General features: G+C 49.0%; 1 pseudogene. It reads left to right on the plus strand.

Annotated elements, in window-relative coordinates:
- A pseudogene (locus tag F6K37_RS42970) lies at positions 1-1221 on the plus strand (NB-ARC domain-containing protein); the annotation flags it as partial.
- Positions 1222-1292: the final 71 nt, after the last annotated feature.

The following is a 1292-nucleotide window of genomic DNA, read 5'->3' on the forward strand; positions in this document are numbered from 1 at the left end:
TTACCGGATGTGTTGTTACCCAAAGCCTTAGATTGCGCCAGAGGGATTTCCCATGAATACCACCGAGTCATAGCCTTAGTGGCCTTAGCCCCCCACTTACCGGATGTGTTGTTACCCAAAGCCTTAGATTGCGCTAGAGGGATTGAGTCTGAATACGAACGAGTATTAGCCTTAGTCGCCTTAGCCCCCCACTTACCCGATGTGTTACCAAAAGCCTTAGATTGCGCCAGAGGGATTTCCGATCAAAAAGACCGAGCCAAAGCCTTAGTCGCCTTAGCCCCCCACTTCCCGGATGTGTTACCAAAAGCCTTAGATTGCGCCAGAGGGATTTCCGATCAAAACTACCGAGCCAAAGCCTTAGTCGCCTTAGCCCCCCACTTACCGGATGTGTTGTTACCCCAAGCCTTAGATTGCGCCAGAGGGATTGAGTCTGAATACGAACGAGTTAATGCCTTAGTCGCCTTAGCCCCCCACTTACCCGATGTGTTACCAGAAGCCTTAGATTGCGCCAGAGGGATTAAGTCTGAATACCACCGAGCATTTGCCTTAATCGCCTTAGCCCCCCACTTACCCGATGTGTTACCAGAAGCCTTAGATTGCGCCAGAGGGATTAAGTCTGAATACGAACGAGTTAATGCCTTAGTCGCCTTAGCCCCCCACTTACCCGATGTGTTACCCCAAGCCTTAGATTGCGCCAGAGGGATTAAGTATGAATACGAACGAGCCAAAGCCTTAGTCGCCTTAGCCCCCCACTTCCCGGATGTGTTACCAAAAGCCTTAGATTGCGCCAGAGGGATTAAGTATGAATACCACCGAGCATTTGCCTTAATCGCCTTAGCCCCCCACTTACCCGATGTGTTACCAGAAGCCTTAGATTGCGCCAGAGGGATTGAGTTTGAACACCACCGAGCCTATGCTTTAGAGCGCTTAGCCCCCCACTTACCCGATGTGTTGTTACCCCAAGCCTTAGATTGCGCCAGAGGGATTGAGTCTGAATACTACCGAGCATTTGCCTTACAGCACTTGATTGAGAACTTAACTCCTTCGTCAGTTGATTTTCCTGATTGGCAAGAAATTCTTGATAGTTTAGCTAGTCTAACCCGTCCCAATTTTATTAAAACTCTTCCTCAATTAGCTCCTTTAATCATTAAGTTTGGGGGTGTTGAAGCCCTAAGAGAAACGATGGCAGCGGTTGAGGATGTTAGCGGATGGTGGAAGTAAAGGAAAGGGAGTAGGGAGTAGGGAGTAGGGAGTAGGGAACAGATAAGAGGCAAAAGGCAAAAGGCAAAAGA

This window comes from Moorena sp. SIO4E2, assembly GCF_010671945.1.
GTDB lineage: Bacteria > Cyanobacteriota > Cyanobacteriia > Cyanobacteriales > Coleofasciculaceae > Moorena > Moorena producens.